Origin of the sequence: Devosia sp. (assembly GCF_035944845.1) — a bacterium.
Classification (GTDB): Bacteria; Pseudomonadota; Alphaproteobacteria; order Rhizobiales; family Devosiaceae; genus Devosia_A.
On sequence record NZ_DASZAW010000087.1, the window covers coordinates 55691 to 79890 of the forward strand.

General features: G+C 64.8%; 22 protein-coding genes. 18 read left to right on the top strand and 4 right to left on the bottom strand.

Annotation, left to right across the window (positions count from 1 at the left end; translation table 11 throughout):
* On the bottom strand, positions 1-933 hold the full coding sequence (locus VGV07_RS17185) for a carbohydrate kinase family protein (RefSeq protein WP_326869950.1): 933 nt from the start codon (positions 931-933) through the stop codon (positions 1-3).
* Positions 933-2285, bottom strand: a complete 1353-nt coding sequence (locus VGV07_RS17190) for a 6-phospho-beta-glucosidase (RefSeq protein WP_326869951.1) — start codon at positions 2283-2285, stop codon at positions 933-935. Before VGV07_RS17190 ends, VGV07_RS17185 begins: the two co-directional genes overlap by 1 nt.
* Positions 2286-2420: 135 nt before the next feature.
* Between VGV07_RS17190 and VGV07_RS17195 the strand changes: the two genes are divergently transcribed.
* The gene (locus VGV07_RS17195) at positions 2421-3185 is read left to right on the top strand and encodes a GntR family transcriptional regulator (RefSeq protein WP_326869952.1); all 765 of its coding nucleotides are present in this window, start codon (positions 2421-2423) and stop codon (positions 3183-3185) included.
* Between the two features lie 215 nt (positions 3186-3400).
* Here the strand turns inward: VGV07_RS17195 and VGV07_RS17200 are convergent, their stop codons facing one another.
* On the bottom strand, positions 3401-4117 hold the full coding sequence (locus VGV07_RS17200; protein ID WP_326869953.1) for a GntR family transcriptional regulator: 717 nt from the start codon (positions 4115-4117) through the stop codon (positions 3401-3403).
* Positions 4118-4221: 104 nt separating this feature from the next.
* Here VGV07_RS17200 and VGV07_RS17205 point away from each other — a divergent pair, with 104 nt between their 5' ends.
* The 16 genes from VGV07_RS17205 to VGV07_RS17280 all read left to right on the top strand — a co-directional run bounded on the left by VGV07_RS17205 (position 4222) and on the right by VGV07_RS17280 (position 21960).
* A complete protein-coding gene (locus VGV07_RS17205; protein ID WP_326869954.1) occupies positions 4222-5331 on the top strand; it encodes a branched-chain amino acid ABC transporter substrate-binding protein in 1110 nt (369 codons plus the stop codon).
* Between the two features lie 74 nt (positions 5332-5405).
* Positions 5406-6320: a branched-chain amino acid ABC transporter permease gene (locus tag VGV07_RS17210; protein WP_326869955.1), complete on the top strand. Its 915-nt coding sequence runs from the start codon at positions 5406-5408 to the stop codon at positions 6318-6320.
* Positions 6320-7294: a branched-chain amino acid ABC transporter permease gene (locus VGV07_RS17215; RefSeq protein ID WP_326869956.1), complete on the top strand. Its 975-nt coding sequence runs from the start codon at positions 6320-6322 to the stop codon at positions 7292-7294. The genes VGV07_RS17210 and VGV07_RS17215 overlap by 1 nt, the downstream gene beginning before the upstream one ends.
* Complete coding sequence (locus tag VGV07_RS17220; RefSeq protein WP_326869957.1) at positions 7291-8070, top strand: ABC transporter ATP-binding protein; 780 nt, start codon at positions 7291-7293, stop codon at positions 8068-8070. Before VGV07_RS17215 ends, VGV07_RS17220 begins: the two co-directional genes overlap by 4 nt.
* A 4-nt stretch (positions 8071-8074) precedes the next feature.
* Positions 8075-8779: an ABC transporter ATP-binding protein gene (locus tag VGV07_RS17225; RefSeq protein WP_326870044.1), complete on the top strand. Its 705-nt coding sequence runs from the start codon at positions 8075-8077 to the stop codon at positions 8777-8779.
* Between the two features lie 87 nt (positions 8780-8866).
* Complete coding sequence (locus VGV07_RS17230; protein ID WP_326869958.1) at positions 8867-10117, top strand: FAD-binding oxidoreductase; 1251 nt, start codon at positions 8867-8869, stop codon at positions 10115-10117.
* A 13-nt stretch (positions 10118-10130) separates the two neighbouring features.
* Positions 10131-11132, top strand: coding sequence for a 4-hydroxyproline epimerase (locus tag VGV07_RS17235; protein ID WP_326869959.1), 1002 nt, complete (start codon positions 10131-10133; stop codon positions 11130-11132).
* 156 nt (positions 11133-11288) lie between these two features.
* A complete protein-coding gene (locus tag VGV07_RS17240) occupies positions 11289-12392 on the top strand; it encodes a cis-3-hydroxy-L-proline dehydratase (protein ID WP_326869960.1) in 1104 nt (367 codons plus the stop codon).
* A gap of 169 nt (positions 12393-12561) precedes the next feature.
* Positions 12562-13596 carry a trans-3-hydroxy-L-proline dehydratase gene (locus tag VGV07_RS17245; RefSeq protein WP_326869961.1) on the top strand — a complete coding sequence of 345 codons (1035 nt, stop codon included), beginning with the start codon at positions 12562-12564 and terminating at the stop codon, positions 13594-13596.
* Positions 13593-14600 carry an Ldh family oxidoreductase gene (locus VGV07_RS17250; RefSeq protein WP_326869962.1) on the top strand — a complete coding sequence of 336 codons (1008 nt, stop codon included), beginning with the start codon at positions 13593-13595 and terminating at the stop codon, positions 14598-14600. Before VGV07_RS17245 ends, VGV07_RS17250 begins: the two co-directional genes overlap by 4 nt.
* A gap of 281 nt (positions 14601-14881) precedes the next feature.
* Positions 14882-16210, top strand: coding sequence for a sn-glycerol-3-phosphate ABC transporter substrate-binding protein UgpB (gene ugpB, locus VGV07_RS17255; protein WP_326869963.1), 1329 nt, complete (start codon positions 14882-14884; stop codon positions 16208-16210).
* A 94-nt stretch (positions 16211-16304) separates the two neighbouring features.
* Entirely contained in the window at positions 16305-17189 is an 885-nt protein-coding gene (gene ugpA, locus VGV07_RS17260) for a sn-glycerol-3-phosphate ABC transporter permease UgpA (RefSeq protein WP_326869964.1), read from the top strand.
* 11 nt (positions 17190-17200) lie between these two features.
* A complete protein-coding gene (ugpE, locus tag VGV07_RS17265) occupies positions 17201-18049 on the top strand; it encodes a sn-glycerol-3-phosphate ABC transporter permease UgpE (protein ID WP_326869965.1) in 849 nt (282 codons plus the stop codon).
* A 5-nt stretch (positions 18050-18054) separates the two neighbouring features.
* Positions 18055-19098, top strand: coding sequence for a sn-glycerol-3-phosphate import ATP-binding protein UgpC (locus VGV07_RS17270; RefSeq protein ID WP_326869966.1), 1044 nt, complete (start codon positions 18055-18057; stop codon positions 19096-19098).
* Positions 19099-19225: 127 nt separating this feature from the next.
* Positions 19226-20014, top strand: a complete 789-nt coding sequence (locus VGV07_RS17275; RefSeq protein WP_326869967.1) for a DeoR/GlpR family DNA-binding transcription regulator — start codon at positions 19226-19228, stop codon at positions 20012-20014.
* Positions 20015-20262: 248 nt separating this feature from the next.
* Positions 20263-21960 (top strand): chloride channel protein, encoded by a 1698-nt coding sequence (locus VGV07_RS17280; protein ID WP_326869968.1) that lies wholly within the window; start codon positions 20263-20265, stop codon positions 21958-21960.
* Positions 21961-22001: 41 nt separating this feature from the next.
* Here VGV07_RS17280 and VGV07_RS17285 read toward each other — a convergent pair whose 3' ends face one another.
* On the bottom strand, positions 22002-22721 hold the full coding sequence (locus VGV07_RS17285; RefSeq protein ID WP_326869969.1) for a GntR family transcriptional regulator: 720 nt from the start codon (positions 22719-22721) through the stop codon (positions 22002-22004).
* A gap of 162 nt (positions 22722-22883) precedes the next feature.
* On the opposite strand from VGV07_RS17285, the gene VGV07_RS17290 reads away from it, so the two are divergent.
* Positions 22884-24140, top strand: a complete 1257-nt coding sequence (locus tag VGV07_RS17290) for an extracellular solute-binding protein (RefSeq protein ID WP_326869970.1) — start codon at positions 22884-22886, stop codon at positions 24138-24140.
* Positions 24141-24200: the final 60 nt, after the last annotated feature.

The window sequence follows — 24200 nt, forward strand, 5'->3', positions numbered from 1 at the left end:
CTACGAGGCCGTTTCCAGAAACAGCTTTTCCCTGCCGTGCTCGGCGGCGAACTTTTTGAGCGCGCCCGGCGTTGGCGCCGCCAGGGTGCCGTAGTCGGTGACCGAGAGCGAGGCGGTGAGCACCGCGAGTTCGGCCGCCTCTTCGGTGCAGCGACCCGAGCAGAGCCCGTAAAGAAAGCCGCCATTGAAGGTGTCGCCCGCCCCGGTGGTGTCCTTGACCGCCACCTCGGGCGCTGTGACCTTGATCCAACGACCCTGGTCGCTGACCAGGGCGCCCCCTGCCCCGCGCTTGACGGCAACGATCGGCACCAGTTCGGCCAGTTGCGCCGCAGCTTTCTTGGGGTGCTGCATGCCGGTGAGCGCGACCGCTTCGTCCTCGTTGGGCGAAAACACGTCGAGCAGGCCGAGGAACTCGCGGACACCCGGGGTTTCCAGGGTGAAATCGCCGCCGCGGCAATCGGCGAAGAGCTTGGCGCCGCCCGCCTTGGCGGCGCGCATGAGGGCCAGCCACTCGGGCTCGAAGCGGAAGGTCTGCAGCAGCCAGGTCGGCTGGACCCGCTCGAGCGTATCAGCCGGCGGCGGCACGATGGCGCCATCGCCATAGGTGAGGAAACCGCGATCGCCGCCGGTGGAGAACACCGAGGTGACACGACGCAACGGTTTGTCGAGGCGGTTGAACAACAATGGGCTCAAACCGTCGCGCGCCGCCTGTTCGAGCACGAGGCCGCTGAACAGGTCGGAGCCGAAATCGACGGCCCAGTGGGCGTCGAGCCCCAGCCGGGTGAGTGCCAGTGCAATGTTGTACGTGCCGCCCGGTACGACGGCGAAGTCGCGCGCTACCTGTTCGGCGCCCAGCGTCGGCGGGCCGGAAAGCCCGGCAAAGATCAGGTCGCAATAGTATTCGCCGGTGACCAGCACATCCGCGGAGCGCATCACAACCACTCCCCGACATGAGCCCTGTGCGCGGCGAGGAACTGCTCGACCAGCGGCTCGGCCCGCGAATAGGACAGCACCAGCGGGTGGGCGACCAGCGCCTCGACGGCGAGGGCGCGGCTCCGTTCGGCCACTGCCTGGACCGTTAGCCGCTCGTAGTGCTTCACCGAGTTGACGAGATAGCCCTGCGCGTCGGGCATGGCGCCGATCGGCTGCGGGCGAATGCCGTGGTGATCGACGACACAGCTGACCTCGACCACATCGCTGTCGCGCAGCCCGGCGATGGCGCCTTCGTTCGGGACATTCAAACCGGTGCGAATCGGCGTGCCGCCCTGCAGCGCCTCGATCAGATCAAGCGCCACGCCGGCATAGCCTTCGCCGTCATGGGTATCCGCCACAGCCGCGACCGGCTCGGCGTCGTCGTGGGTATGCTGCATGTAGGTTGCACTGCGCTCGCGCTCGTAGGCGAAATAGACATCGAGCGCCTGCCCCGGGTCGGCTAGCAACTCGGCTTGGCGCAAGCGTGGCAACAGCCGCTGGTTGAGCGCGCGGATCTCTTCGCCGCGGGTCGGGCCGGCGGCTCCCGCCGCCACGGCCTCGTCGGCATAGTAGTAATAATAGAGGTACTCGTTGAGCCACACGCCGTGCCGGCGCACCACGTGGGGGGCGAAGACCCGCTGCACCGTGCCGGCGAGGAAGCGATCATCGGCCAGCGCATCGGGCAGTACATCGCGCCCGGCCACCTCGGCCCGTCGGGTGAAGGAGAGGTGGTTGAGCCCGAATACCTCGGCGCGTACCGCACGCTCGGGCAGCCGCAGCCACTTTGCGACAGCAGTCTGCGCCCCGTTGGCGCTATCGCAGATGCCGACGGTGCGACTGTAGCCGGCATCGCGCAGCGCCTGGGTGACGAGCCCGGCCGGGTTGGTGAAGTTGAACAGCCAGGCCTCGGGACTGATGCGACGGAGCGTCTCGGCATAGGCGAGGATGGTGGGGATCGAGCGCAACGCCATGGCGAAGCCGGCGGCCCCGGTGGTCTCCTGCCCGAGCACGCCATGCGACAACGCGATACGCTCGTCGGCGATGCGGCCATCGATGCCGCCGGGGCGAACCGTGGTCACCACATAGCTGGCGCCGGCAAAGGCGGTTTCGGCATCGGTGGTGGTGGAGATGGTCACAGCGCCGCTGGCGCGGCGGGCGAGCTCGGTGGCAAGCGCGCCGATCAGCGTGAGCTGCGCGGCATCGACATCCATCAGGCAGATTTCGGTGAGGCCGGTCCGCTCGGCCCGGCGCAGCGCCGAGTCGACGAACAACGGGGCACGCAGCCCTCCCCCTCCGACAACGACCAGTTTCACCCTGAACGTCCCCCGTTCCTGCAACTGATCATATCCAGTCATAATAGGTAGGCAAGATGGAATCGTACGACTAAGTTTGATCGGCGGGCGCGGCGCCCGCTTCCAAAGCGCAATCAGTTCGGTTACCCCAAAGCCATGGCCAACGGCGTCACGCGCGACGATCCCCTACCGCTCTACAAGCAGGTGAAGGAACGCCTGCTGCGCGCGCTCGACGACGGCACCATCCCGCCGCGCGCCAAGCTCGCCTCGGAACGGGAACTGGTGGAACTCTACGGGGTGAGCCGCATCACCATCCGCCAGGCGATGACCGAACTGGTGCTGGAGGGGCACCTGCGCAGCCACCCGGGCAAGGGGTTCTACCCGACCGGGCGGCCCAAGGGGGTTTACGAGCTGGAACTGTTGCGCAGCTTCACCGCCACCGCGGTGGCGCATGGCCGCCGGCCGGGCAGCCGGCTGCTGACGGCGGAAGAGGTCGGCGCCCCGGAAGAGGTGGCGCGCGCCCTGCAACTCAGGCCAGGTGACCAGGTGATCTCGCTGCGCCGGCTACGCCTGATCGATGATCAGCCGGTGGCGATTGCGCATGACTGGATGCCGGCGGCGATCGTGCCTGACATTCTCGAGCTCGACTGGACCGTTCCGAACAGTTCGCTCTATGCCGAACTTGCCGGCCGCTACGGGCTGGTGCCGCAGCGCGGCCATACCATCCTCTCGGCCCGGCTGGCCGATGCGGAGGAAAGCCGCCTGCTGGAACTGCCGCCCCCGGCGGCGGTGCTGGGGGTCGAGCAGATGGCGTTCGACGTCGACGAACGCCCGCTCAACCTGACGCTCTCCACCCATCACCCCACGCGCTATCCGCTGCGGCTGGACCAGGATTCGCGCACCAGCCGCACAGGTCGATGAACCGGCTAGCCGCGCAATAAGCGCTCGCGCTCGGGCATGACGACCTCGGGAGCATTGCTATGGGCTTGTCCCTCAAGAGGGTGATCCCTGGCATCGGCAAGCAGGTTAGCAACCGCGCGCGCCGAGTTGCGACTCCACTCGGGCGCAATCGATCCGCATGAGCGCGGGGCCATCGCCGCCGGTACGGTTCCGCGGGCCGGCTCACCCCATACCCGTCAGGCGAGCGACAGCTCGCGGGTCCGGTCCACCGCGATATAGCGCTGGATCTGGGCGACGATCTGGCCGGCATGCTCAGCCGCCAGCCGATCGCAGAGTTCAGCATCCGCGGCCTCGATGGCGGCGACGATCGCATCGTGCTCGTCGACATATTTGCGCGGCAGGTGGTCGTTGAAGCTCTTGTAGTAGTAGAGCCTCAGGATGCGGCGGCCCTCGTCGAGCAGGCGGGTGAACAGCCCGATGAAGTAGGGGTTGCCGCCAGCTTCGGCGATGGTGGCGTGGAAATCGCGATTGTGGCCGATCATGCCCAGCACATCGTTCTCCCGCACCGCCCGTGCATAGGCCGCCTGATGGAGGCGCATCGTATCGAGATGCGCCCGGGTGCGGCTGCCGGCGGCGAGCCGGGTGGTCACTCGGTACATCAGGGTGAGCGCTTCGAAATAGACGGGCAAGGCGCCGAAATCGATCGGCGCGACGATGGTGTTGCGGTTGGGCAGCTGGCTCACCAGCCCTTCGGCACCAAGCCGCACCAATGCTTCGCGGATCGGGGTGCGGGACATGCCGAAGGTTTCGGCGAGCGAGACCTCGTCGAGCGGTGCGCCCGGTTCCAGCGACAGATCGAGGATCGAGGCCTTGAGCTGCTCATAGACCTTCTGGACGCCCGAACCTTTGACGCGTGGCGCAAACTGCGCCGTTTCGCGCGAGGATCCACTCATATCCGGCTCCTGTTCGCCCCCGATTGACGAAATGTTAACGCGGCTGCATTGTGCCGACAAGGTGCATGCAAGGATGCATCTGAGGACAAGGGAGACGGAACGACATGCGTAATGTCATGAAAACCGCAGCGGGCCTCGCACTCGCCATCGTACTCGGTGTGCCGGCAATGGCACAGGATACGCTGACTATCGGCATCATGGTCCCCACGACCGGATCGGAAGCCACCTACGGCCAGGACATGGCCAATGCCGTGAACCTCGCGATTGGCGAGATCAACGCGGCGGGCGGCGTGCTGGGCAAGCAGCTGACCTCGACCATCGGCGACGACGGGTGCGACGCGCAGCTGGCGGTCAATGCGGCGAGCAAGCTGGCGGCCTCCGGCGTCGTCGGCGTGGTGGGCGGCTACTGCTCGGGCGCCACGGTGCCGACGCTCAAGATCTACGGCGATGCCAAGATCCCGCTGATCATTCCGGCGGCCAACTCGACCAAGCTGATCCCGGAGAACCCGGGCAACGCCTTCATGATCAACTCGACCGGCAATGACCAGGTGGCCAAGGCGATCGAGTACTTCAACGCCAAGGGCATCAAGAAGATCGCCATCATCAACCAGGGCGATGCCTATTCGCAGGACCTCGCCGATCTCACCAAGAAGAACTGGGAAGCCGCCGGCAACACCGTCACCAACTTCGAAGTCACCAACAAGGGCGAACAGGATTACTCCGCCGTGGTCACTGCCATTACGGCGGCCAATCCCGACGCAGTGTTCTGGACCGCCTACTACGCCGATGGCGGCCTGTTGATCCGGCAGTTGCGCGAGCGTGGCTACCAGGGGCTGATCGCGGTGGGCGACGGGTCCAACTCGCCGGAACTGTTCAAGATCGCCGGCCCGGCGGCCGAGGGCGTCATCGCCTTCTCCAACCCGACCGCCGAGTTCCTGCCGGAAGCCAAGGCGTTCGCCGAGGCCTATCAGAAGCAGTTCGGCGCGGCGCCGGGCCCCTACTCGACGCTCAGCTACGACGCGATGAAGCTGCTCGCCTGGGCCCTCACCACCGCCGGCAGCACCGACTCCGCCAAGGTGATCGAGACGCTGCAGGGCGCCAACTTCACCGACACCATTTCGGGCCCGATCTCGTTCACGCCGGAAAAGACCCTCGCGCGCTCCAACTTCGTGGTGCTCGAAGGCAAGGGCGGCGCCTGGACGCTGGCGCAGTAATCACCCCGGAACGCGGATCGGCGCCCCGGTGCCGATCCGCCCCCTGCGAGATTGACTGAAGGGCGAGGTGGCGGGTGAGCATCTTCGACATCTTCACGAACCAGTTGCTGAACGGCATCGTGCTGGGTTCGTTCTATGCGCTGGTCGCGCTCGGCTACACCATGGTGTTCGGCGTGGTGAAGCTCCTGAACTTCGCGCATGGCGAGCTCTACATGGTGGGCGGCTTTGCCGGCTTCCTGGTGCTGTCGTTCCTCGCGCCTTATCTGGGGCCCGGCTGGCTCGGCGTCGCGGTATCGATGGTGCTGGCGATGATCGCGGTCGGCTTCCTCGGCGTGGTCATAGAGCGCGTGGCCTATGCGCCGATGCTGTCGGCACCGCGGCTTTCCATCCTGATTACTGCCCTCGCCGTGTCGCTGGTGCTGCAGAACGGCATGCTGACGCTGACCAAGGGCCAGTATGTGCCGTTCGGTGCGGCGCTCGGCTTCGGCGGCGTGCGGCTGGGGAACCTCTTCATCAGCTACAACCAGATGATCCTCGTCGGTGTCGCCGGAGTGCTGATGCTGGGGCTCGAGCTCTTCGTGTCGCGCACCCAGTATGGCCGCGCCATGCGGGCGGTGTCGGTCGACAAGGACATGGCCCGGCTGATGGGCATCAACGTCAACGCCGTGATCGCCATCACCTTCTTTCTCGGTTCGGCGCTCGCTGCCGCAGCCGGCTCGATGGCCGGCGCCTATTACGGCTCGCTCTGGTACTTCATGGGCTTCCTGATCGGGCTCAAGGCCTTCACTGCTGCAGTAATCGGCGGCATCGGCTCGATCCCCGGCGCCATGCTGGGCGGCCTGATCCTCGGGCTGCTCGAGAGTTTCGGCACGCAACTGCCCGGGGTGGGCAGCGAGTGGAAGGACGTGTTCTCGTTCTCCGTCCTCATCCTCGTTCTGGTGCTCAAACCGACGGGCCTCTTGGGCAAGCCTGAACAGGAGCGCATGTGATGGCCGATCTCCCGGAACGACCGAGTGCCTGGGGCGGCTTGGCGACCCTGCTCGATACGCCGCAGAAGCGATACGCAGCGATCGCCGTGATCCTCGGCGCCATGGCTGTCGCACCATACGTCTTCGGGCCATACGGCACGGTGATCCTCACCAACGCGCTGCTCTATGTGCTGCTGGCGCTGGGGCTCAACATCGTCGTCGGCTATGCCGGCCTGCTCGACCTCGGCTTTGCGGCATTCTTCGCCGTCGGTGCCTATACGGTCGGCATCACCACGCTGCATTTCGGGCTCAACTTCTGGCTGGCGCTGCCGCTGGCGATCCTTCTCGCGATCGTCGCCGGTATCGTGATCGGCGCGCCGACGCTCCGGCTCCGCTCCGACTATCTCGCCATCGTCACGCTGGGGTTCGGCGAGATCGTTCGCATCACGGCACGGAACCTGCGTGAAACGGGCGGCGCCAGCGGCTTGATCGGTATCGACTCGCCGTGGCTGTTCGGCTGGCACATCCGGACGCCGCTCGACTTCTATTACGTGTTCTGCGTTCTCGCGATCCTCGGCGTCATCGCCTCGGTGCGGCTCGCCAATTCGCGGCTGGGGCGCGCCTGGCTCTATGTCCGGCACGACGAAGACGCGGCCGAGGCGATGGGCATCAACCGGGTGAAGGTGAAGCTCGCCGCCTATGTCGTCGGCGCCATCTACGGTTCGATCGGCGGAGCGTTCTTTGCCGCCAATCTGGGGGCGATCTCGCCCGAGAGTTTCTCGTTCCGCCAGTCGGTGCTGATCCTGATGGCGGTGATCCTGGGTGGCATGGGCAAGATCCCCGGCGTCATTCTCGGCGCCTTCATCGTGATCCTCGCACCCGAACTGCTGCGCGACTTCGGCGATCTCAGGCTGCTGATCTTTGCGGTGGGGCTGCTGCTGATCATGCTGTTCCGGCCGAGCGGCATCTGGCCGGCGAGGAGCAAACAACGATGAGCCTGCTCCAACTCAAGGGTGTCAGCCTGAGCTTTGCCGGTTCGCGAGTGCTCGACAGCGTCGATTTCGACGTTCCGGCGGGCAGGATCGTCAGCCTGATCGGGCCGAACGGCGCGGGCAAGACCTCGCTGTTCAACTCCATCACCGGTTTCTACAAGCCGCAGCAGGGCTCGATCCGCTTCGACGGCACTGAGATGCTGAAGCTGAAGCCGCATCAGGTGACGCAGCTCGGTATCGCCCGCACCTTCCAGAACGTCAGGCTGTTCCGCGAAATGACGGTGCTCGAAAACGTCATGTCGGGAATGCATTGCCGAACCAGTTCCGGGGTGATCGATGCAATCCTGCGGCTGCCGGGGCAACGGCGCGAAGAAGCCGAGATCCGGCAAGTCGCCGAGGATTGCCTGAGCTTTGTCGGCATCACCGAAGGCTGGGATCGGGAGGCGACCACCCTGCCCTATGGCTGGCAGCGCCGCGTCGAGATTGCGCGGGCCTTGGCGACCAAGCCGCGCCTGCTGCTGCTCGACGAGCCCGCCGCGGGGCTGACCTCCGGCGAGAAGGAGGACCTGATCGACCTCATTCGCCGCATCCGCAACGAGCGGGATATCTGCGTGCTGCTGATCGAGCATGATACCGGGCTGGTGATGCGGCTCTCGGAGCGGATCAGCGTGCTCGACCATGGGGTGATGATCGCCGAGGGGACCCCCAAGGAGATCCAGTCCAACCAGCGGGTGATCGAGGCCTATCTCGGTGTCGAGGAGGACGCTCTTGACCTCTGAAGTGATCCTCCAGCTCGAAGGCATTGCCAGTGCCTATGGCAAGATCGATGCGGTCAAGGGCATCAATCTCGAGGTGAAGCGCGGGCAGATCGTGACGCTCTTGGGCGCCAACGGCGCCGGCAAGACCACGACATTGAAGACTATTTCGGGGCTCGTCCGCGCCAAGGCCGGCCGGGTGTTGTTCGAGGGCAACGACATCACGGCGATGGCGGCGCACCAGATCGCCCGGGCCGGCGTCGTGCACGTGCCGGAGGGCCGACACGTGCTGCGTGGCCTCAGCGTGCGGGAGAACCTTGAGCTCGGCGCTTTCACCGTGAAGGACCCGACGCTGAGGAAAGACCGGCTCGAACAGGTGTTCGACCAGTTCCCGATCCTCAGGACGCGCGCCAACTCGGACGGCTCGCTGTTGTCGGGTGGCGAGCAGCAAATGCTGGCCATCGGGCGGGCGCTGATGCACGGGCCTAAGATTCTGTTGCTCGACGAGCCCTCGATGGGCCTCGCGCCCAAGCTGGTGCTCGAAACGATGAAGATCGTCAAACGGCTCAACCAGGAAGGCACGACGATCCTCCTGGTCGAACAGAATGCGCGGCTGGCGCTGCGGCTCGCCCATTACGGCTACGTGCTCGAAAGCGGGGTGATCCGGCTCGAAGGCGAAGCGGAAAAGCTCCGCGCCGATCCCTCGATCGTCCAGGCTTATCTCGGCAGCTGAACTTCCAAAGGACAATGTAGTGACCACAAGCTCGCACGGCGTGACCGGCATCCTGACCATCCAAGCACCCGCAAGAGGCCGTCTGACTTGACCGAGACGACCAGCATCGACGTCGCCATTGTCGGCGCCGGCATCATCGGCGTTTGCACCGCCTTCAAGCTGCAGGAGGCGGGCCGGACCGCCCTGCTGATCGACCGCAAGGGAGTTGCCGAGGAGACCAGCCGCGGCAATGCCGGGGCCTTCGCTTTTTCGGACGTGATCCCGATGGCGACCTCGGGCGTGTTGCAGAAGCTGCCCAAATGGCTGAGCGACCCGCTGGGGCCGCTGACCATCCGGCCCGAATACCTGCCGCAGATTACGCCCTGGCTGATGCGGTTCTGGCGGGCCGGCTGGCCCGATCGGGTGGCGGCAAGCCTCAAGGCGCAGAGCGCCATGATGCGAGTGGCGCGCGCCGAAGCCGAAGCGCTGATCGCCGCCGCCGGGCTCGATGGCATGATCCGCCGCGACGGTGTGCTCGAGCTCTATGAGAGCGAAGCCGAGCTCACCCGGACGGCGCGAGACGACGCAGCCAAGGCCGCGGAGGGGATCGAGTTCCGCCATGTGCGCGGCGCCGAGCTCGCCGAGTTGCAACCCGGCCTCTCTCCGCGCATCACCTGCGCCACCTTCATTCCCAAGTGGCAGACAGTCAGCGACCCCTATGATTACGCCGTCGCGGTCGGCAAGGCGGCCGTGGCACGGGGCGCCGGCTTCCGCCGCGCCGAGGTGGCAGGGCTGCGGCCGGATGGCGACGGCGTCAGCATCGCCTTCAGCGACGGCACGACGTTGCGGGCACGGCAGGTGGTGGTGGCGGGTGGCGCCTGGTCGAAGCGGCTGACGGCGCCGCTCGGCGACAACGTTCCGCTCGAAACCGAACGCGGCTACAACACCACGCTGCCCGGCTACAGTTTCGATCTCAAACGGCAGCTGGTGTTCGGCGGCCACGGCTTCGTGGTAACGCCGCTCGCAACGGGCATCCGGGTCGGTGGCGCGGTGGAACTGGGTGGCTTGACGCTGCCGCCCAACTTCAAGCGTGCCGACGCCATGCTGAAGAAGGCCGCGATGTTCATGCCTGGTCTCACGACGACCGGCGGCAAACAGTGGATGGGCTTCCGCCCCTCGCTGCCCGACAGCCTGCCGACGATCGGCTTTTCGCGCGCTTCGCGCCACATCGTCTATGCATTCGGGCACGGGCACCTGGGGCTGACGCAATCGGCCGGCACCGGCAAGCTGGTGGCGGAACTCATCACCGGCGCCACGCCGTCTCTCGACCTCGCGCCCTTTTCTCCGCAACGCTTCTAGAACGAGCCTTTCCATGTCCCGGCATATCTTCACCTGCATCGACGGCCACACCTGCGGCAACCCGGTCCGCCTCGTCGCCGGCGGCGGCCCGCTGCTCAAGGGCAACTCGATGATGGAGCGGCGCGCCGATTTCCTCCAAAATCACGACTGGATCCGTAAGGGGCTGATGTTCGAGCCGCGCGGGCACGACGTGATGAGTGGCTCGATCCTCTACCCGCCGACGCGCGAGGATTGCGACATTGCGATCCTGTTCATCGAGACCTCGGGCTGTCTCTACATGTGCGGGCACGGCACCATCGGCACCGTCACCATGGCGATCGAGAACGGGCTGATGACGCCGAAAACGCCGGGGGTGGTGAATCTCGATGTCCCAGCCGGCAAGGTGGTGGCCGAGTACACCATGGATGGCGAGTATGTGGACAAGGTGCGGCTCACTAACGTCGCGAGCTTCCTCCACTCCACCGACCTCGAGATCGAGGCGCCGGGGCTGGGTAAGCTCAAGGTCGACGTGGCCTATGGCGGCAATTTCTACTGCATCGTCGACGCCCAGGAGAACTTCTCCGACATCGCGGACGTGTCGGTGGGCGACCTGCTGCGCTGGAGCCCGGCGCTGCGCACGGCGATGAACGAGCGCTACGAGTTCGTGCATCCTGAGAACGACAATATTCGCGGCTGCACGCACATCCTGTGGACCGGCAAGCCGACCAATGCCGCCAACACCGCGCGCAACGCCGTGTTCTACGGCGACAAGGCGATCGACCGCTCGCCTTGCGGCACCGGCACGTCGGCGCGCATGGCGCAGTGGTATGGCCGCGGCAAGCTAAAGGTCGGCGATGCGTTCAACCACGAGTCGATCATCGGTTCGGTGTTCAACGGCCGGGTCGAGCGCGCCGTGAAGGTCGGCAACTATGAGGGGATCGTCCCCTCGATCGCCGGCTGGGCCCGCCAGACCGGCCTCAACACCATCTATATCGACGACCGCGACCCCTTCGCCCACGGCTTTTCGCTGGTGTGAGGGATGGACCGAAAGCAAGGCCCCCTCACCCGGCGCTACGCGCCGACCTCTCCCCCAAGGGAGAGGTGGTGGTCGGGCATGATCGAGCCACAGCAACACCTCTCCCTTGGGGGAGAGGTCGGATTGCGCAGCAATCCGGGTGAGGGGGCCTTCTGAATGAAAATCACCGCCATCAAAGTCTACCAGGTCGATCTGCCGCTGCGTGAGGGCCGCTACAACTGGAGTGGCGGCAACTTCATGGAGGTGTTCGACTCGACCGTCGTGGCGGTCGAGACCGATGCCGGGATCACCGGCTATGCCGAATGCTGCCCGCTCGGCTCTGCCTATCTGCCGTCCTACGCCAAGGGGGTGCGGGCCGGTATCGAGGAGATCGGACCCAAGCTGATCGGGCATGACCCGACCGACCTCTGGCCGCTCAACCACCACATGGACGCGGTGCTGCGCGGCCACCCCTATGTGAAGGCGCCGATCGATATCGCCTGCTGGGACATTCTGGGCAAGGTCGCGGGGTTGCCGGTCTATAAGCTGCTGGGTGGCGCGGAGCAGGAAAAGATCGCGCTCTACCGGGCAATCAGCCAGGAAGATTCGGCGGTGATGGCAGAAAAGATCGCCGGCTATCGCGCCGAGGGCTACACCAAGTTCCAGCTAAAGGTCGGCGGCGACCCCAATGACGATATCCGGCGCATCCGGGCGTGCCGCGAAATCCTCGCCGATACCGACATCCTCGTTGCCGATGCCAATACCGGCTGGACCATGGCCGACGCGGCGCGGGTGGTGAACGCCGTGGCCGACCTCGATGTCTATATCGAGCAGCCCTGCATGAGCTATGAGGAGAGCGTCTCGATCCGCCGCCGCACCAGCCTGCCCTTCGTCCTCGACGAGAATATCGGCACGGTCGGCGACCTGGTGACAGGCCTCGCCGAAGACGCCTTCGACGTCATCAACCTCAAGATCAGCAAGGTCGGCGGCCTCACCAAGGCGCGTCAGATGCGCGACCTCTGCGTTGCCTCGGGTATCCCGATGACCATCGAGGACACCTGGGGCGGCGACATCGTCACCGCCACCATCGCGCACCTCGCCCGCTCGACGCCGCAGAAATTCTGCTTCACCGCGACCGACTTCAACTCCTACGTCACGGTGTCAATCGCCGACGGGGCGCCCAGGCGCGAGAACGGGTTTATGACCGCAAGCGATGCGCCGGGGTTGGGGATCGAGCCGAAATGGGACGTGCTGGGGCAAGCTGTGCAGGTGATCAGTTGACTTGCAGTCGGGACTCCCTCCCCCTCGCGGGGAGGGTAGCGCAGCCGAGAGCGAAGCGACCTGGTGGAGCTGGGGTGGGGGGAGACGCACGCTTCCTGCTCGTGGCGCCTCCCACCCTTGATCCCTCCCCGCAAGGGGGAGGGAGTCGACTGCTAGCTTCGATGCTCACATGAGAACCACCCGCGCCATTCAGATCGTCGGCTGCCATGCCGAAGGTGAGGTCGGCGATGTCATCGTCGGCGGGGTCGCGCCGCCGCCGGGCGAGACCTTGTGGGAGCAGTCGCGCTTCATCGCGCGCGACCAGACGCTGCGCAACCTGGTGCTGAACGAGCCGCGTGGGGGGGTGTTCCGGCACGTCAACCTGCTGGTGCCGCCTAGAGATCCGCGGGCGCAGATGGGCTTCATCATCATGGAGCCAGAGGACACCCCGCCCATGTCGGGCTCGAACTCGATCTGCGTATCGACCGTGCTGCTCGATACCGGCATCGTGCCGATGACCGAACCTGAGACACGACTGGTGCTGGAGGCCCCAGGCGGTATCGTCGAAGTGGTGGCTGAGTGCCGGAACGGCAAAGCCGAGCGGATCACCGTGACGAACGTGCCGAGCTTTGCCGACAAGCTCGGCGCGAAGCTTGAGGTCGAAGGGGTCGGGACGCTTACTGTCGACACTGCTTACGGCGGCGACAGCTTCGTCATCGCCGATGCCACTGCGCTCGGCTTCAAGATCGCCCCGGATGAAGCCCGCGAGCTGGCCGAGACCGGCATCCGCATCACCCGCGCCGCCAACGAGCAGCTCGGCTTCACCCATCCGACCAACCCGGACTGGCGGCATTTCTCGTTCTGCCAGATCGCCGCGCCGCTGGAACGGCGGGATGGCCTGCTGACTGCCGCCAATGCGGTCGCTATCCAGCCCGGCAAGATCGACCGCTCGCCCACCGGCACCGGCGCTTCGGCCCGCATGGCGGTGCTGCGTGCCAAAGGCGAGATGCAGGTCGGCGATCGCTACCTGGCGCGCTCGATCATCGGCTCGGAGTTTTTGGGCCGCATCGAGGCCGACACGATGCTCGGCGGCCGGCCGGCGATCATTCCCTCGATCTCCGGCCGCGCCTGGATCACCGGCACCCGCACCGAAATGCTCGATCCGTCCGACCCCTGGCAAGGCGGCTATCGGCTCTCCGACACCTGGCCACGGATCGGCAAGTGACCGCCCACATCGCCCACGACGAGCTTGTGGCCCTGCTGCGTCGGGTGTTCCTCCGGCATGGCTGCTCCGAAGCGGTGGCGTCGATTCTTGCCGAGAACATGGCCGGCGCCGAACGCGACGGCGCGCGTAGCCACGGCATCTTCCGCATCAAGGGGAACCTCGCTTCGCTCGATACGGGCTGGGTAGACGGCAAGGCGATGCCGGTGCTCGAAGATGTTGCGCCGGGCATGCTGAGGGCCGATGGCCGCAATGGCTTCTCGCTGCCGGTGCTCGAACTGGCACGGCAGCCGTTGATGGCCAAGGCGCGCGCCAATGGCATTGCGATACTGAGCGTGCGCAAGGCGCACCACTTCAGTGCAGTGTGGCCGGATATCGAGCCATTCGCGCGCGAGGGGTTCCTGGCGCTGGCGATGATCAACTCGATGGCGTCGGTCGTGCCGCATGGCGGGCACCGCAAGGTCTATGGCACCAACCCGTTCGGCTTCGCGGCGCCGCGCGACGGCGCCGATCCGCTGGTGTTCGACCAGGCCTCGAGCGCCATGGCCAATGGCGATGTGCAGATTGCCCGGCGGGAAGGCCGGCAATTGCCGCCGGGCACCGGGGTCGACAGCGAGGGCCAGCCTACCACCGACCCCGCCGCCATCCTCGATGGCGGTGCGCTGCTGCCGTTCGGCGGGCACAAGGGCTCGTCGATCGCCATGATGATGGAAATCATGGGTGCGGCCTTGGCCGGCGGCGACTACTCGTTCGAAATCGACTGGAGCGCCTATCCGGGCGCCGCCACCCCGCATGGCGGCCAGACCTACATCCTGATCGACCCTCGACGCGGCGCGGTGAACAGCTTTGCCGACCGGCTCGAAGTGCTGATCGCAGAAATCCAAGACGCCGGCCAATCCCGCCTGCCGGGCGACCGCCGCTACGCCACCCGGCGAGAAAGCCTTGCAAAGGGCATAGAGGTGGACGAGGCCGCGCTGGCCGAAATCCGGGCCCTGGCAGCGGAGTAAGGTGCGCTGGCAACGGCGGCAGCCCCTATGCATCCCGGCGCAGGAGCCCACGCCGCCGGGCAAACCGTAGCTCTGTGTGCGCTACGCTGAACCAGCCGGCACCGCCCGTGCTGCGCGGCGTTGCTCGATGATTTCATTTGAACGCCGAACGTGGCTGGACTGCCGGCCGAGCGCCGCACCTGTGTTCATTTGAATATGATGGCTTTCCCATATGAACATCGCTCGCTACGAATAGAGCACGAGGACGGAAGAGCCTCGCTGAAAACCGGAGGAACGATCTGATGCGCAAGTTTGCGTTGCTACTGTCGACCGGCGTTCTCGCCGCCTTTGCCTATGCCCCCGCGTCCAGTGCCCAGACCGAAATCGCGTGGTGGCATGCGATGGATGCCGAACTGGGCAAGAAGCTCGAGGAGATCGCGAACGGGTTCAACAACAGCCAGAGCGAGTACAAGGTCGTTCCAACCTACAAGGGCACCTATCCGGAGACCCTGACGGCAGCCATCGCTGCGTTCCGCGCCAACGAGCAGCCCGCGATCGTGCAGGTATTCGAGGTCGGCACCGGCACGATGATGGCGGCGCAAGGCGCCGTCTACCCCGTCTACCAGCTGATGGCAGACAACGGCGAGCCTTGGGATCCGGCGGGCTTCCTCGCGCCGGTCGTGGGCTATTACTCGGACACCAACGGCAACATCCTGTCGATGCCGTTCAACTCCTCGACTCCGATCATGTACTACAACAAGGACGTGTTCGAGAAAGCCGGCCTTGATCGCGAGACGCCGCCCAAGACCTGGGCGGAGCTCGAAACGATGAGCCGAAAGATCATGGAATCAGGGGCCGCTCCCTGCGGCTTCACCAGCGGCTGGATCACGTGGGTTCAGACCGAGAACCTGTCGGCCATCCATGACCAGCCCTTTGGCACGTTGGAGAACGGCTTCGGGGGCCTCGGCACCGAGTTCAGCTTCAACGGCCCGGTGCAGGTCAAACATTGGGGCAACCTCAAGAAATGGTCCGATGAAGGCCTGTTCGAATATGGCGGCCCTGTCGGCGGCGGCGACGCACCACCGAAATTCTACGCCCAGGAATGCGCGATCTACATGAACTCCTCGGCCTCGCGCGCCGGTGTCATCAACAACGCCAAGGACTTCGAGGTTGGTTTCGGTCCATTGCCCTACTACGACGACGTGACCACCGATCCGAAGAACTCGATCATCGGCGGCGCGACGCTCTGGACCCTCAACGGCAAGGACCCTGCCGTCTACAAAGGCGTAGCGAAGTTCTTCACCTACCTCAGCCAGCCTGAGGTGCAGGCGGCATGGCATCAGGCCACCGGCTACCTTCCGATCACCAACGCTGCCTACGAACTCGGCAAGTCCCAGGACTACTACGCCAAGAATCCAGGCTCCGACATCGCGATCGGGCAGATCACTCGGGGGACGCCCACGGCCAATTCCAAGGGTGTCCGCTTCGGCAACCTGACGCAGGCGCGCAACGTGGTGGATGAGGAGTTCGAGGCGATGCTCTCCGGCTCCAAAACCGCACAGCAGGCTCTCGACGCTGCGGTTGAACGCGGTAACCAGATTCTGCGGGACTTCGAAGCTGCCAACCAGTAGCCGCGCCGATCGGAACTAACGATCTCGCCTCACCCACCAATCGTGGGTGAGGCAAAGCGAACTCGTGCTCGGGCTGCGCCAACCAGGGGGGAGCATGCAGACCAAACGAACGATTTTCCCAAACAAGGTTCTTCCGTATCTGCTCTTGGTCCCGCAACTGGCGGTGACGCTAGTGTTCTTCATCTGGCCGGCGCTGCAGGCAGTGAAGTCATCGTTCGAGCGAGAGGATCCGTTCGGGTTCAAGACCACCTTTGTCTGGTTCGAGAACTATCGGCGGCTGTTCGCCGACCCCAACTATCTCGGTTCGCTCAGCAAGACCGCAGTCTTTGCCACCAGCGTCACCCTCCTCGCCATGTCGGTGTCGCTGCTGCTCGCGGTTGCGGTCAGTCGAGTGCTGCGGACCAACCGGCTCTACACCACGCTGCTTGTCTGGCCGTACGCCGTCGCACCGGTCGTGGTCGGCGTCCTGTGGTGGTTCATGTTCAACCCCACCATCGGCATCGCCCCCTACATCCTGCGAGGCTTCGGAGTTGACTGGAACCACCGTGTGGATGGCGTCGATGCCATGCTGCTGGTTGTCATGGCCGCAAGCTGGAAGCAGATCTCCTACAACTTCCTGTTCTTTGTCGCCGGCCTGCAGTCGATCCCGCAATCGCTGATCGAAGCAGCGGCCATCGACGGGGCCGGACCGTTCAAGCGCTTCTGGACCATCGTTCTCCCCCTGCTGTCGCCGACAACGTTCTTCCTGCTGATCATCAACATCAACTACGCCATGTTCGACACCTTCGGCATCATCGACGCCACCACCCAGGGCGGCCCGGCGCAGGCCACCAACGTCCTGGTCTACAAGGTTTATTCCGACGGCTTCCTCGGCCTGAACATCGGCTCGTCTTCGGCCCAATCGGTCATCCTGATGATCGTGGTAATCGCGCTGACGGCGGTCCAGTTCCGCTACGTCGAGCGGCGCGTGCAGTACTAGGGGCGGCAGCAATGATCGAAAACAGACCCATCCTTGCCGTCCTCACCCATCTGGTGCTGATCATCGGCGTCGTCATCGTGGTGTTCCCGGTCTACCTCGCCTTCATCGCCTCGACGCATGGCGGCGGTGACTTTCTGCGCGGGCTCGTGCCACTGCTGCCCGGCCCCGACATGTTCGCCAATTACGAGTTCATGCTGACCGAGGGCCTGACCACGGCGGGCGCCCCGCCGCTGTGGATCATGCTGCTGAACTCGCTGATCATCGCCCTGGTGATCGCCACCGGCAAGATCGCCATCTCGATCCTGTCGGCCTACGCCATCGTCTTCTTCAAGTTCCCGTTCCGGATGCTCGCCTTCTGGATCATCTTCATCACCCTGATGCTGCCGGTCGAAGTGCGCATCATGCCCACCTTCAAGGTGGTCGCCGATCTGGGATTGCTCAACTCCTATGCCGGTCTCACCATCCCGCTGATCGCGTCGGCAACGGCGACATTCCTGTTCCGCCAGTTCTTCCTCACCGTCCCCGACGAACTGATGGAAGCCGCCCGTGTCGACGGCGCCGGTCCGATGAAGTTCTTCCGCGATATCCTGTTGCCGCTCAGCCGCACCAACATCGCGGCGCTGTTCGTTATCCTCTTCATCTATGGCTGGGTGCAGTACCTGTGGCCGCTGCTGGTGACCACCGACAGCCGCTACTACACCATCGTGATGGGGATCAAACGGCTTGCCGCCACTGCGGATGCGGAACCCCAATGGCACCTCGTCATGACTGCCGTGATGCTGGCCATGCTGCCACCCGTCCTCGTCGTCATCCTCATGCAGCGCCTGTTCGTCAAAGGCCTCGTCGAAATCGAGAAGTAAGCGCAATGGCAAGTATCGACATCTCAGCCGTCAAAAAGGTCTACGCGGGCAATGTGACGGCCGTCCACAATCTGGACCTCACCATCCCGGATGGCGAACTGGTCGTTCTCGTGGGTCCCTCGGGTTGCGGCAAGTCCACCCTGCTGCGCATGATCGCCGGGCTCGAGACGATCACCGAAGGCACGATCTCGATCGACGGACAGGTCGTCAACAAGAAGGAACCGGCAGAGCGCGACATCGCCATGGTGTTCCAGAACTATGCGCTCTACCCCCACATGTCGGTACGGGGAAACCTGGAATACGGGCTCAAGAACCGGGGCACCCCGCGCGATGAGATCGACCGACGCGTGGTCGAGGCGGCCCGCATTCTCGAAATCGAGCCGTTTCTCGACCGTCGACCACGACAGTTGTCGGGCGGCCAGCGCCAGCGCGTCGCCATGGGCCGCGCCATCGTCCGCAAGCCCAAGGCGTTTCTGTTCGACGAGCCGCTGTCCAATCTCGATGCCAAGCTGCGTGGCCAGATGCGGATCGAGATCAAGCGGCTGCAGCGCAGCCTCAAGACGACGAGCGTCTACGTTACCCACGATCAGCTCGAGGCCATGACCCTGGCCGATCGGCTGGTGGTGATGAATGCAGGACGGATCGAGCAGGTCGGTGCCCCGATCGCACTCTACGAGCGGCCCGCGACGCTGTTTGTCGCCGGCTTCATCGGCTCCCCGCCGATGAACCTGATCGAGGTCGACTATCTGCTCGACCGCGGCGAAGACCTCAAGCTGCCAGCGGGCACCGATCTTTGCGGCGTTCGCCCCGATACGATTCAGGTCGCCGATCCCGGCGAGCCATCGGTGCGGCTCAATGCGACGATCGAACTCTACGAACCGATCGGTGGGGAGAGCCATCTGCATCTGCGGCTGGAGGCGAGCGGCCAACTCATCGTTGCTGCGGTGCCTGCCCGCACGGCGGTCGTCGAAGGCGCCACTATTCCGCTCTATGTCCGCATCGCGGACCTGCATCCGTTCAACCGTGCCAGTGGTCGCCGCACTGACTGAGCATGGTGAAGCACGATGGGACTAAATCACCAATCGTCAGACTCGCTGCGCCGAGCTACACGCGCTCCGCGGTCGCCCTGGCGCGAGGGGCGCGGCGCGATCCATGGCGGGCAACTCATGAACTGAAATGAGCAGCACTCACCTCTCCCAACGACAACAGGACATCCTCGATCAGATCGCGTCGGGCGGCGCGCAGCAGATCGACGAACTGGCGCGGCGATATGGGCTGACGACGCAAAGCATTCGGCGCGACATCAATGTGCTGTGCGGATTGGGACTCGCACGAAGGCTGCATGGCGGCGTCGACCTCCCGGTGCTGCCGCAGAACAGCCCCGTCCGCACACGCTCGCTGCTGCAAAGTGCCGCGAAACGGCGCATCGGCGCAAAAATCGCCGAACTCATCCCCGACGGCTCCACCGTCTTTCTCGGTATCGGGTCGACCGTCCAGTTCACGGCCGTCGCATTGCGCGAGCATTCCGATCTGACCGTGGTGACCAACAATGTCGAAGTCGCCATGGTGCTGGGTGCTGCGCCGGGAATCCAGTTACACGTCACCGGCGGCGTCTGGCGGCCCAACGATCGGGACGTGGTCGGGCTGGACGCCATCCGCTATTTCGAGAAGTTCCACGCCACGCATGCCGTGGTCGGTGCAGGTGGTTTGAACCCGCAGGCCGGGGCGCTCGATTTCAGCCAGGGTGACGCCCAGATCAGCAATGGCATCCTGGCAAACTCCCGCACCCGCATCCTCGCAGCCGACGCGACCAAGTGGGACCTTGCCGCAGCGGTGCGAATTGCCCCTTTCTCTGCCTTCTCATGCTTCGTAACGGATCGACTTCCCGAGAACCCGGAAGCATCGCGACGCCTGAACGAAAGCGGCATCCGGGTTGTCGTGTGCGGCGAGCCCGCGGCGGAATGAGCTGCTTTCGCCTGTGCCGCGGTGAGGTCTTTGCTGCTTTGGCGGGCATATGCGATTGCCAGACCCGACACGGTAACACCTCGATCAAAACCCGTTCGTGGAGCATTGCGGGCAACATCGCTTGACTCGTCGACAGAAGTACCACCAGAAGCGTCCGTCTTGAGACGCGGGCGCACGTGACCGACTTAGCAGTCAATCTCGGCGGGGCTTTGCGGCGCCTAACGGCTGGCCGGTGGCGGAGCGTCGTCTTGCTGGCTGCCTCGGTTGGGATCGGGGTTGCCGCCGGTCTGGTGGTCGCGCTGATCAGCCTGGTCGCCCACTTCCTGCATCAGGCGCTGTTCGGCTTGCCCGCGGAACAGCGCCTGAGCGCCCAGGCCACGCTAGCAAGTCCGCTGCTCGCCCTGTTGCCAGCAGTAGGCGGCATCCTGATCGGGGTGAGCATTGTCCTGTACAGACGGTTTCGTACGCGGCCGCCGGTCGATCCGATCGAGGCGAATGCCATCCATGGCGGCAAGCTTTCCTTTCGGGAGAGCCTGATTGTGACCGTGCAGATTCTGATCTCCAGCGGGTTTGGCGCTTCGGTTGGCCTCGAGGCCGGCTACACGCAGATGTCCTCGGCGCTCGGATCCAAGGCTGCCGGTTTCCTTCGACTGCGCCGCAACGAAGTTCGCATGCTGGTGGGATGCGGCGCAGCTGGAGGCATCGCGGCAGCCTTCGATGCTCCGCTTACCGGGGCGTTCTACGCTTTTGAGCTGATCATCGGCGTCTACTCGGTAGCTCTGCTGGCGCCAGTTGTCGCGGCCTTCCTCGCGGCCAGCTTTACCGCGCACTGGCTTGGCGCGCTGCAAACCCCGATCGAGGTCGGCCCGATCGGCCCGCTCGTGGTGTCGGACCTTCCAGCCTTTCTTGTTCTGGGGCTGGTGGGAGGGGCGGTGGCTGTCGGAATCATGCTGCTCGTCGCACAGGTTGAGCGAGGCTTCACGATGGTGAAGTGCCCGCCCCCCCTCCGTCCGATGATAGGCGGCCTTGCCGTTGGAGCATTGGCGCTCATTACCCCGCAGGTTCTCTCTTCCGGCCACGGCGCGTTGCAGCTGCAATTTGCCCAATCTCCGGATCTCGCGGCGATCGCTCTGCTGTTCGTGCTGAAGATCCTGGCGTCGAGCTTCTCGCTCGGCTCGGGATTTCGCGGCGGTCTGTTCTTCGCCTCACTGCTTCTGGGTCTCATGCTGGGGCGCCTTGGTGCAGGACTGTTGGCCATCACAGGCATTGCCCCCGGCATCGATCCGGCAATCGCTGGCCTGGTTGGCATGGCGTCACTGGCAGTGGGCGTCGTCGGCGGCCCATTGACGATGACCTTTCTGGTGCTGGAAACGACCGGGGACCTGGCAATCGCCGCCGCCGTTCTTGTCGCCGTTGCCATGTCGGCCATGCTGGTCCGCGAAACCTTCGGCTATTCCTTCTCGACCTGGCGCCTGCACCTACGCGGCGAAACCATACGATCGCCGCACGATGTCGGAAGGCTCCGCAGCCTCACGGTAGCGACCATGATGAGGGCTGACGTGAGAACAATCAGCGAGGACGTCCCGATAGAGGCTTTTCGAACCCAGTATCCATTGGGCTCCACCGAACGGGTCATCGCGGTCGACAAGCGCGGACGCTATGCCGGCATCGTGCTGGTCGCCGAAGCGCATCGGCCACTGCCCGTTGCCGAGGGGGACGCCGGGCCACCGACGATCGAACGCCTGCTGAAGTACAAGGACAGGTTCCTGCTGCCGGGTCTCAACGTGGCGGATGCCGCGCTCATGTTCGAAAAGACCAATAGCGAAGAGCTGGCGGTGCTCGATAGTCTCGGAAGTCGCAACGTCGTCGGGTTGCTGACCGAAGCCTATCTGCTGAGACGGTACGCGGCCGAACTCGACAAGGGCTGGAGAGATCTGACCGGCTAGCGACGCGACCTCGCCATCGGGGCCTGCGCCCTCTGCGAGACTCAGTCCGTTGTGCCGTCGGTCGGTTTGCCTTCCACCGTGTCGGGAAGCACGGCATCGAGGTGCAGCGCCATGCCGATCTCGGCGTCCTGCGGGTTGCCCGCGGTGATGCCGGCGAGGATCCGTTCGTGGTCGGCGATCACCTGCGCCATGCGCCCTTCCTGCGACAGGGTCAGCCGCCGATAGCGATCGACCTGCACCTTGACCTGCAGCACCTGCCGCCAGATGCCTGGAAAGCCGCTGATCTCGGCGATCTTGGCGTGGAAAGCCTCGTCAGCACGGTGAAAGGCACCGCGGTCATTGGCTTCCGCCGCCTCGCGCTGCTGCTCGACGATGGTGGCCAGCGCCAGCAACTGGCTCCGCGTCGCCTTTTCCGTCGCCAGCCGCACCGAAGCGGTTTCAAGCGCCTTGCGGATCACCATTGCCTCGGGCAGGTCGCCATAGGGGATGCGGGCGACGAAGGTACCAGACTGCGGAAAAATCTCGACCAGGCGTTCATCGGCCAGCCGCTGAATGGCCTCGCGGACCGGGGTTCGACTGACGCCGTAGCGGGCCGCGACTTCCTTCTCGCTGATCGGGTCGCCGGGCTTCAGGCGCAGCGACACGATGTCATCCCTGAGATTCTGATATACTAGTCGCCAAGCTGATGCAGAGCTGGCTCCAGCGACGCGAGAGGGACTCGCACGCCGCCGTGGTCGAACCGATTCCTTGGGCAATTCCATACAGCAGAACCGCTAATTTCCGGGCGTTTGAATGCCACGAGCTGAACCTTAGCACGCGCTACCCCACTGACGCGAGATGCGAGAGCCGTTGACTTAGATACTAATATATCAGTAGCGTATGCAAGAAGGTTGTGGCTGAAGCCCGATCAGGAGGAGAAGATCATGAAGGCTATGAACCGAATGGCCGTATCGGCCATGGCACTGGTGACTGCATCGCTCATGCCGCTCGCGGCGTTCGCCGGAGAGGTCGAGTTCTGGAGTCCGTTCACCGGGCCGGACGGCGCCGCGATCGATGCACTGGTCAAGGAATTCAATGCCGGCGCGGGGGCCGAGGCCGGCGTCAACGTCAACCTGCTGATCATCCCGTGGGATGACTATTACACCAAGCTCTCGGTCTCGATGGCGTCGCGCACAGCGCCCGATCTCGCCGTGATGCACTCGCACCAGATCGCGGGCTTTGTGAAGCAGGGCGCGCTCGAGGCCTATACGCCCGAGGAGATTGCCGCCGCCGGCCTCGCCCAAGCCGACTATATACCGCAGCTGTGGAGCGCCGGCGTCGTTGCGGACAAGCGCTATGGCGTGCCGATCGATGCCTTCCCACGCCACATCTACTACAACAAGGCGCTGTTCACCCAGGCGGGTCTCGACCCCGCCAACCCGCCCAAGACGGGCGCCGAACTGCTCGACGCGGCGACCAAGATCCAGGCGCTCGGCAATGGCGTGCAGGGGCTGTTCTTCCAGCTCAACGGCTCGGGCGCGGTACGCAACTTTTACAGCTTCTACTGGCAGTACCAGGACGAGCTCTACAATGCCGATATGACCGACGTGGCCGATGGCTTTGCCGAAACGGCGAAGAAATCGCTCGCTACGCTCAAGGCCTTCCTTGATGCCGGAGTCTCGCCCAAGGAGATCATCTCCGACAGCGCCGCTCAGTTCGCCCAGAACAAGATCGGCATCTCGCTGACCCAGATCACCGACCTGCCGGTGTACCAGACAGCGGCCGCCGACCAGGGGCTGGAGTTCGGTGTGGCGCCGCTTCCCACCTTCGGCGACAAGCCGGCGACCTTTGCGCTCGGACATAACTTCGTCATCCCGCGCGGCACGCCTCCCGAGGCCCGCAAGGATGCGTTGGTGTTCGTCAAATGGATCGGCGACAACTCGCTGGCCTGGGCCAAGACGGGCAAGATGCCGGCCAAGGTGACCACGCTCGACAGCGCCGAGTTCAAGGCGCTGCCCGAGCAGAGCCTCATCGCGACTTCGCTCGAATATGTGCACTTCCCGCCGGCGCTCTCGGTGCAGCCACAGGTCGATCGCGCGGTGCAGACGGCGGCCGAGGCCTTCTATGCCGGGCAGGTCGACATCGACCAGGCCGTCGCCATGATGGTCGATGGTATCCGCCAGGAACTGGCGAAGAAATAACCCAACGCGGTTCTCGCCCACCTGGCGGGAGCCCTCCCGGGGCGATCGGCAATGTGCCGA

Bases quoted from the DNA above. Each gene is read 5' to 3' on its own strand.
- VGV07_RS17185 (WP_326869950.1), bottom strand. From the start codon at position 933: ATGCGCTCCGCGGATGTGCTGGTCACCGGCGAATACTATTGCGACCTG.
- VGV07_RS17195 (WP_326869952.1), top strand. From the start codon at position 2,421: ATGGCCAACGGCGTCACGCGCGACGATCCCCTACCGCTCTACAAGCAG.
- VGV07_RS17200 (WP_326869953.1), bottom strand. From the start codon at position 4,117: ATGAGTGGATCCTCGCGCGAAACGGCGCAGTTTGCGCCACGCGTCAAA.
- VGV07_RS17205 (WP_326869954.1), top strand. From the start codon at position 4,222: ATGCGTAATGTCATGAAAACCGCAGCGGGCCTCGCACTCGCCATCGTA.
- VGV07_RS17215 (WP_326869956.1), top strand. From the start codon at position 6,320: ATGGCCGATCTCCCGGAACGACCGAGTGCCTGGGGCGGCTTGGCGACC.
- VGV07_RS17220 (WP_326869957.1), top strand. From the start codon at position 7,291: ATGAGCCTGCTCCAACTCAAGGGTGTCAGCCTGAGCTTTGCCGGTTCG.
- VGV07_RS17235 (WP_326869959.1), top strand. From the start codon at position 10,131: ATGTCCCGGCATATCTTCACCTGCATCGACGGCCACACCTGCGGCAAC.
- VGV07_RS17240 (WP_326869960.1), top strand. From the start codon at position 11,289: ATGAAAATCACCGCCATCAAAGTCTACCAGGTCGATCTGCCGCTGCGT.
- VGV07_RS17245 (WP_326869961.1), top strand. From the start codon at position 12,562: ATGAGAACCACCCGCGCCATTCAGATCGTCGGCTGCCATGCCGAAGGT.
- ugpB (WP_326869963.1), top strand. From the start codon at position 14,882: ATGCGCAAGTTTGCGTTGCTACTGTCGACCGGCGTTCTCGCCGCCTTT.
- ugpA (WP_326869964.1), top strand. From the start codon at position 16,305: ATGCAGACCAAACGAACGATTTTCCCAAACAAGGTTCTTCCGTATCTG.
- ugpE (WP_326869965.1), top strand. From the start codon at position 17,201: ATGATCGAAAACAGACCCATCCTTGCCGTCCTCACCCATCTGGTGCTG.
- VGV07_RS17270 (WP_326869966.1), top strand. From the start codon at position 18,055: ATGGCAAGTATCGACATCTCAGCCGTCAAAAAGGTCTACGCGGGCAAT.
- VGV07_RS17275 (WP_326869967.1), top strand. From the start codon at position 19,226: ATGAGCAGCACTCACCTCTCCCAACGACAACAGGACATCCTCGATCAG.
- VGV07_RS17285 (WP_326869969.1), bottom strand. From the start codon at position 22,721: ATGGAATTGCCCAAGGAATCGGTTCGACCACGGCGGCGTGCGAGTCCC.
- VGV07_RS17290 (WP_326869970.1), top strand. From the start codon at position 22,884: ATGAAGGCTATGAACCGAATGGCCGTATCGGCCATGGCACTGGTGACT.